General features: G+C 55.6%; 5 protein-coding genes. 4 read left to right on the top strand and 1 reads right to left on the bottom strand.

Features of this window, described 5'->3' with window-relative positions; translation table 11 throughout:
* Nucleotides 1–302 precede the first annotated feature (302 nt).
* From HMPREF2617_RS02840 to HMPREF2617_RS02855, 4 genes are all read left to right on the top strand, one after another.
* The gene (locus HMPREF2617_RS02840) at nucleotides 303–1,916 is read left to right on the top strand and encodes a SpaH/EbpB family LPXTG-anchored major pilin (RefSeq protein ID WP_070839764.1); all 1,614 of its coding nucleotides are present in this window, start codon (nucleotides 303–305) and stop codon (nucleotides 1,914–1,916) included.
* Nucleotides 1,917–2,130: 214 nt separating this feature from the next.
* Complete coding sequence (locus tag HMPREF2617_RS02845; protein WP_070839779.1) at nucleotides 2,131–3,039, top strand: class C sortase; 909 nt, start codon at nucleotides 2,131–2,133, stop codon at nucleotides 3,037–3,039.
* On the top strand, nucleotides 3,039–3,947 hold the full coding sequence (locus HMPREF2617_RS02850; protein ID WP_070839767.1) for a prealbumin-like fold domain-containing protein: 909 nt from the start codon (nucleotides 3,039–3,041) through the stop codon (nucleotides 3,945–3,947). The genes HMPREF2617_RS02845 and HMPREF2617_RS02850 overlap by 1 nt, the downstream gene beginning before the upstream one ends.
* Nucleotides 3,948–4,044: 97 nt before the next feature.
* Nucleotides 4,045–7,704 (top strand): DUF6923 family protein, encoded by a 3,660-nt coding sequence (locus HMPREF2617_RS02855; protein ID WP_070839770.1) that lies wholly within the window; start codon nucleotides 4,045–4,047, stop codon nucleotides 7,702–7,704.
* Between the two features lie 175 nt (nucleotides 7,705–7,879).
* Here the strand turns inward: HMPREF2617_RS02855 and HMPREF2617_RS11830 are convergent, their stop codons facing one another.
* Nucleotides 7,880–8,026: a hypothetical protein gene (locus HMPREF2617_RS11830; RefSeq protein ID WP_186806821.1), complete on the bottom strand. Its 147-nt coding sequence runs from the start codon at nucleotides 8,024–8,026 to the stop codon at nucleotides 7,880–7,882.
* Between the last annotated feature and the right edge of the window lie 89 nt (nucleotides 8,027–8,115).

Genomic DNA, 8,115 nt, shown 5'->3' on the forward strand with positions numbered 1-8,115 from the left:
AAAAACCCCCCCCCCCCCCCTGTATGTGCCGAGCGCCACAAAAGAATGTAATCAGCTGTATGTAAGTGCAGGTGGCAAATCGCGTTAGACGCAACGACCGGATCTGCTTCCTAAAACGTGCCTTAGCGTGCGAAAATGCTAACCACTAGGACTTTTAATTAGTTGTACGACAAACTAAATTTTGCGGTGGAGCCCAGGCTGGGCCCAGAAGATTCACACGGAAAGACACGCCGTGTAGAAACACTTCTCTCGCTGACCGAAAAGGGCCCAGCGACAAACATTTCTCCGAAAGGACCACCACTATGGCAATTGCCATGAAGAAGACCGCCGCGATTGCAATCGCCGCAGGCCTGACCTTCGCCGGTTCCGCCGGCATCGCCGCGCAGGACGCGCTGGCGCAGGAAAACGCGCAGGTACAGACGGTGAACACCGATCCGTACATCACTGGTGATACCGGCAAGTTGACCATCCACAAGCGCCTGAATCCGGCACAAACCGGCAAACCAACCGGTAATGCTGAAGACAAGCCGGCTGGTACGGCTGTTCAGGGCGTGAAGTTTAACATCACAAAACTCGACTTTGACGTCAAGAAGCAGGACGATTTCAACAAGGCAGCGAAGCTGACTGCTGCTGAAGCTGCAAATCTTGCGAAGGCTAAGACACCAACCGAAAAGACGACTGATGAAAAGGGCGAGATCGTCCTGGACAACCAGGCTGTTGGCGTTTACTACGTTGAAGAGCTCGCGTCTCCTGAAGCAACTGTCGGTGGACAGAAAGCTGAAGGCCTGATTCCGTCTCCGGGCTTCGTTGTATTCCTTCCGATGACGAACCCGCTTAAGTCTGATGCAGGTGAGGCTCAGACTCGCTGGAACTACGACGTTCACGTCTACCCGAAGAATACCCAGTCGAAGACTGAGAAGACCGTAATCGACGCTGATAAGAACGTCGGCGATGTAGTGGACTACTCGATTACCGCCAACATTCCGGGCAAGACCAACAACGACAAGCTCGATTCGTTCAACATCGTTGATGCTTACAACAACAGCGAGCTTGGCGACATGAAGATCAAGAACGTTGAGATCGTCGACGCTAACGGCAACGTGCTCGAGACCCTCGATGCGGGTTACGCTCTCGGCCCCGAAGTGCAGTACGAGGCTCCTAAGTCAGGCGCTCTTCCGAACACCGAGGGTACCAAGACTGTAAACGTGCAGCGCACGATTTCGTTCTCTGATCTCACAAAGCTTGAAGAGAACCGCGGCCAGCGCGTACGCGTTAACCTCACCGCAACTCTGAAGGAGATCGGTGAGGGCGACGGTGACGTGGCTAACCGTGCTCGTTCCTTCGGGCGAATTGGCTACGGCGATGGCACCACCAAGCCGTTCGATACCCCGGAGACCGAGGTTGTTACCTACCTGGGCAAGCTGCTGGTGAACAAGACCAACGAAGAGTCCAAGGCACTTCCTGGTGCGACATTCGAACTTTACCGTTGTACTCCAGGAGAGAACGGTGCAGCAGCAGAGCTGGACGGCAAGGCGTTGAAGGTCAACAATGCTACGAGCTGGACTACTGATGACAACGGTCTGATCACCATCGATGGTCTCCACGTGACGGACATTGAGAATCACACTGAGACGATCGACAAGTCCTACTGCCTCGTTGAGACGAAGGCTCCTGCAGGCTACGAGCTTCTGACTCAGCCGGTCCCGTTCAAGCTGACTGTCGAAGATCGCAACGAAAATGAAGTGCGAGGCACAAAGGTCGCACTGTCTAAGCAGGTTGACATCCAGAACAACCCGACCACGACCGTCAAGCTCCCAGCCACCGGTGGCATGGGTGTGCTCGTGATGGCGTTGGCTGGTCTTGCGATCATCGGTGGCGGTGTCTACGCGGCACGTCGCAACTCCCAGTCCGCATAAGCAAGAACGCATAAGCGCAAACGCATAAGCGGACTCCAGGGCTAGAGCTCACCAAAGAGGGCTAGCCCGGAAGGCGCCCCGGAACCGGACCTAAACAGAAACACAGACCCAAACCGGGGCGCACGCCCGCCAGCAGGAGGGCGTTAAATTCCTGCTCCAGTTTTGAAGGAAAGGGTTGTCGTCGAAAAGCGATGGCCCCAGAGAGGACAGCAACGTGAGCACAGCAGTGAAGGCGAGGCACCGGAAGCAGCCGGCGCAGAAGTCGTTCTTCCAGCGTGTGGCGCTGCCTGTCCTCATCATCCTCGTTGGCCTGACGGTGCTGATGTACCCGGTGATCTCCACCCAGTGGAACAACCGCGTGCAGGAGCAGGTGGCGAAGATGTACGAAGACCAGCTCGAGGCGGCTCCGCCAGAGCAGGTCAACCGTGCGTACGAGGCGGCGATCGCGTACAACCGCGCGCATACTGACGGTCCGATTCTGGACCCGTGGCTTGCGCGCATCAGTGAAGACAACGCTGAGTACAAGGCGTATGAGGCGCAGTTGGCGGGGGTGTCTGCGATGTCGCAAATTGCGATCCCGTCTATCGACGTCCGTCTGCCCGTCTTCCACGGCACCAGCGAAAACACCCTGCAAAAGGGCCTCGGCCACCTGTATGGCTCCGCGCTGCCGACCGGCGGCAAGGGCTTCCACTCCGTGATCACCGGTCACACGGGACTCACGACTGCAACGCTTTTCGACGACCTCGTGGACGTCGAAGTCGGCGACGCCATCTACGTCTCCACGTTCGGTGAGCGCATGAAGTACAAGGTGTACGACATCGAGGTTGTGCTCCCGGACGAGACCGACAGCCTGCGCGCCGAAGCCAACCGTGACCTGCTCACCCTGGTCACTTGCACCCCGTACGGCATCAATACCCACCGTCTGCTGGTCCACGCCGAGCGCGTGCCGATGGATCCAGACGAAGCGCAGATTCTCGACGAATCCACGTCCACCTTCCAGTGGTGGATGTGGGCCCTCGGCGGCGTCTCCCTGCTGGTGCTGCTGGCCCTGATCTGGTGGATCATCCGCGAAAAGAAGAAGAGCGACCGCAAGGACGCTATGAACAAGGAGGTTCAGTCCTAATGCGAGCTTCGAAGACTGTCGCCACGCTTGGCGCGGCATCCATCCTGGCCACCGGCGCATTCATGCCGTTTGCTGATGCCCGCGTGGTCTCCGGCAACGACAAAAACATCCCCGCCAACAGCGTGGACACCACCAAGCCGATCTTCCTGGTGGTGAAGAAGAACGAGCCGAACCCTAACGACGACATCCCCGCCGGCGCGAAACCACCAGCCATCGAAGGCTCCATCTTCGTGCTTTCCCGCGTGAAGGGCATCGACGTGACCACGGAGGAAGGCCGCGAGGGCGCCAAGAACCTCACGATGGAGGATGTTCGGAAGCGTGGCCTGGAGGACGCCGATAGGGCGACCACCGACGCGAAGGGCCGCGTGCAGTTCAGCTACCTCAAGCCTGGCCTGTACCTGCTCGAGGAGCAAGCGCCTGACGACGACCACGAGTACCACCTCTCCAGCCCGCAGCTGATCATCCTGCCGCTTGGCGACGTGTCGGGTGAGCGTTTCACCTACGACAACGTCATCGTGACCAAGTGGGACACCGATCCGGGCCTGTCCCCGTCGCCGTCGCCGACGCCAACCCCGACGCCGGGGTCGTCGACACCAGCGACACCGACAACGCCGACATCGCCAGGGACCACCGCGCGGACAACGACACCTTCGGGCAGCACCGTGACCACGGTGACCACCCCGGTCAAGACCACGTTGACCACCACCCGGCCCGACGGCTCCACCACCGTGGTGACCACGCGAACTAGCTCCGTGACCACAGTGACCAAACCGGCAGATAACACCCGCGGCGGCGACCTGGCCTCCACAGGCGCGAACGTGCTGTGGGCCGCAGGACTCGGCGGACTGCTCATTTTGATCGGGTTCGTGCTGGCCCGGCGAAGCAAAAACGAAGAACAGACACGGTAGATAAGCGGATTTAGGAACAAGGATTATGCGAAACATTATGAAGCCTGCAGCCACTGCGAGCTCGCGCACCCGTCGCTCCGTTCGTGGAGTCGCTGCTGTGGTCGCCTCGTTGGCGCTCGCCGCCGGCCTGGGCTCCTACCCGGTCGACGCGCAGGAGGGGGTTGCTTCTGCGACTACGGCAGGTGCTGCGGAGAGTGCTGTGGCGGAGAACACGGTGGCGTCGGAGGCTGTAGAAACTAGCTCGGTAGCGCCGGTCAAAACCGAGGGTGATATGTTCCACTCGGAAAAGCTTGAGAAAGATAATGGATCTGGACCCGCTACACCCCAGATTTCACAATCTCCAATTAGCTGGACCCGTGAAGGTGACGTCGAACGCGTCGTCGTAGAAGACCCAGAAGGTGAAGTCTGGGAGTTTGGCGGCAAAGCGTCAAAGGAAGATGTGTTCGCTATCAAACGTGTAGGTGAAGGTGATATTGAGGAGATTCGTTCTGTCACAATCGATGATCGCGTAATTGAACCAGAGTTCTATGGATTCGTTAACGGCGAAGATGCCGATTACCTCGCATTTGACATCCAGGGCCTCCACACGATCCCACCAATGCGAGTCGAGTTCGAAGTAGTGACTTCCGGGGAATCTGTCTACTCAATCGCGGACAGCAACGATGTGCCGACTAAGGATGAACTTGCAGAGTCAGGCTTTGGGCAGACAATCGGCGCCGAGCTTAATGCGGGAATTGAGCTTGGCGTTGGTGAACTTCGAGCCTCGCAGCCAGGGCAATTTCCCGATCTCCCAGGCGTTTACGATCAAGAGTTTTCGCTGACTAGTCCGAAAGCAGATTGGCTAGATGGGAACCCACAACTCCAGTTTCGCGTGAATGAAACCGGAAACTGGCGGATGACGCGATTTGCCATCAAGAAGAACAAAGACAATGCAGCCACTAAGGCTATTGATGGACCGGTTCGAGTCCGGGTTGTCCGCGGGGGGAATACCGTTGTTGACCGTACCTTCGCTGACATTCAGAAGAGAGAGTGGGGGTGGAACGCTAACGGTAAATCTGAAGATACGGAATTCCGTCTTCTTCCCAAGGTCGATGACTTGTACCTCAAGGGCGGGGATACGGTCATTCTTAATCCCGTTGCGCCTGCAAGTGGTTTTTACCGTGTGCAAGTTTGGGGACAGAATCTCGATAGCCAGCCGCAGGATCACACGATTGTAGTGTCTGGTGACGGTATCCCAGTGTCCGAGCACAAAACTCTGGGAAACAATCCATACGAGACGACTTTTGACGTGAAGTCGCGATCCGAGTTTACGAGTGCGACCGTAACGCTGAGTCCTACAGCAAATACTGAAGACGTATTTTTCTCTCTCCCCATTGAAAAGGCGGAAGGCGTTTCAATTCAGCGAAAGGTCGAAAAATACGGAGACCGTGTTGTTATTACCTGGTATCCGGTAAAGGATGGTAAGCAAATCGACTCCGTAATAATTCCTGCAGATTCAACTGTCACTTTGAGGACAACATATCGGTCGGCTCCGACGCGGGATGAGGAAATCGTACTGCACGGAAAGGTAGTCGAAAAGGAAGCAACGGAAGATCCAGATGGGTCAAGCACAACCACGGCACCATTGCCGATTGCGCCGCCGATTACGGAGGATGATGTCCCTCCAATTACGAAGCCCGGTGAAAAATGTACCTACCGTGACCCTAGTAAAGTCGATACTCGTCAACCCGCGCGCTCATTGACTGTTGCAGAGGAAGAATTCGGTTTTCGTCGATTCATTGTGGCCAGTCCGAATAGTTCTGGATCCCGTATCTCCTCGCAGCTTTATCTCGAAATCGACGATGAAGATTACGATGGTCGATTCGTACAGATGAAGATTGGTCCGAAGACTGGATGGGTGTACAACGCACTTGCATACAATCGTCAAGACAACTACTTGTATGCGATCAGTCAGCCACGGCACTCCACTGGACACGGTTACGAGGATGACCCCTGTTTTCCTGCAGGTCATTTGCTCCAAATTAACCCCTACACGGGACAGATCTACGACCTTGGAAAAGTGGATGGCTTTGAAGGCCAGCTACCTGAGGACCACAACAATTATGATGCGGTAGCTAACGACCTTGGTAGTGGAATTAACGCTGGTACCTTCGATTCGCAGGGGCGGTACTGGGTCTCCGGCTCATCGAACTGGGGCACAGGTAGGCTATATGAAATTGATCTAGCCAATGTAAAAGCAACATCGAAGAGTTCTCTCGGAGATCGGACACCACGACAAACACCATGGCGCCAAGAGCATAAATTCCGTTCAGTGTCCGAGGACTTTGTCAGCATTGATTCCGCCCCAGATTATGTATGGGGACTACAAAGTACTTGGGCAGCAGGGCAAGGGAAGATCTATCTCGAGCGCGTTGATCTGAGCGGAAAGCAGCAAGGACTTCGGCTTGATGTTACTGACCTTCTAGTTCCAGATACGAACCAGACGTTGGGACAATTTCTCGGCGCTTCGAACAACCGCTATCTTGTCTTTGGACAAGCTTGGGTGGAGGCTGACGGATCAATTGCGTTCGGGCTTGGTGGCGGGTCCGCGGCCGGACAGAATGAAGCGCAGATCATCAAGCTTAAGATTAATGATCCAACGAAAAAGCTAAGTGGGACTAAGACTGCTAAAGACCTCGGGATTACCGTAGTCGGGACAGGCTGGGCTCCAACCTCGTATAACACGGATGCCGCTTCGGCCCCTGCGCCGGAGAGTCCAAGCGTCAGGGTCGACCCAAAGGTCGAGAAAAAGGCCATTCAGGATCAAGTGGTCGACAATGGTGATGGAACATACACGGTTGACTATCGGGTGCTGCTTAAAAACGAAGATAAGGCTAATAGTGCGCGTTACCGGCGGGTAGTTGATACACCTCAGATGCCAGAGGGTGTCGTGCTTGAACGAACAAGTTGGTCTTTCATTGATGAGTTTGGACGTGAGCGTTCAAAGTCTTCCCAAAATGGAGATGGCCCGTTTATCCTTTCAGAAGGTGGCGAGATCCGACCGAGAGGCGAAAAGCAATTCGACGCTACAAGCAACGGTATGCATTCCTTTAACGTCAAAATGGTCTTCTCAGTTCGCCCAGGCGTAGTGCTTTCGGCGGAAGAAGAATGTAAGCCATATCAAGGTCTCTTCAATACAGTTAAAGTCGGACCAAACGAGGACACAGCCTGTGTTCCACCTCCAGAAAGCAAAAATGAAAAGGTTTCTTTACGTCTTGTGAAGATTTCATCCGAAGACTTTGAAGGAGAGTTGCCAAAGCCTGAAAACCGTTTGGAGGGAGCCGAATTCACTCTGGAAAAGCTTGGCGATGGTGAACATGTCGTGGACCGAAAACTGCTCGACTTCAGTGAGGAATTCGGCTTTTACAGGGCGGATGATTTGGAAGTCGGTAACTATCGACTTATCGAGACAAAGTCTCCTGTGGTAGATGGAAATGTCTATAGTTTGCTGGTTAAGCCGATTCTGTTCTCGGTTACCATGAAAGACGGCAAGGCAGCAGTTGTGATTGACCAGGATTCGGAGGTCATCGCGAAACAGGTGAACAATGAATCTGCGCCATCTACCTGGGGTCTTACCTCGACAGATGCCGTTTTGACAGTAGCCAACGTTCGCCAGGGCGATCTGCCGAAGACAGGAGGAACTGGTCTCCAGCTGCCGATCCTGCTCGGTGGTGCGCTGATCGCTGCGGGTGCGCTCGTGGGACGTCGTAAGGTATAACCGGGGCACCCCTCGCGGGTAAACGAACAGAACGGGCGTTGCACTGAACATCAAGGTTCAGTGCAACGCCCGTTCTGGGTAAAAGGAAACCCGCCTCCGAAGAGGACGGGGGATCTATGAGCACGAGTATATACGACCGGATGGATTCGCCAAGCCAACCGCCCCGACCCAACCTCTAAAACACCAACTGGTCCAGGAAGCGTTGCGCGCGTTCGGACTTCGGGGCGGCGAAGAACTCCTCGGGTGGGGCGATCTCCACGATGTGGCCGGCGTCCATAAACGCGATGCGGTTAGCAACCGCGCGGGCGAATGTTAGGACCACGGATTTAGTAACGCTGTGGTGAGTATCCAGTAACGCCCGGGTGAGTATCGGGTAACACCCGGGCGTTGACTATGAGCCGCTACTGCGTA

Origin of the sequence: Corynebacterium sp. HMSC070H05 (assembly GCF_001837615.1) — a bacterium.
Taxonomy (GTDB): Bacteria; Actinomycetota; Actinomycetes; order Mycobacteriales; family Mycobacteriaceae; genus Corynebacterium; species Corynebacterium coyleae.

Excerpts from the sequence above, each read along its gene's own strand:
- HMPREF2617_RS02840 (WP_070839764.1), top strand. The coding sequence starts at position 303 with ATGGCAATTGCCATGAAGAAGACCGCCGCGATTGCAATCGCCGCAGGC.
- HMPREF2617_RS02850 (WP_070839767.1), top strand. The coding sequence starts at position 3,039 with ATGCGAGCTTCGAAGACTGTCGCCACGCTTGGCGCGGCATCCATCCTG.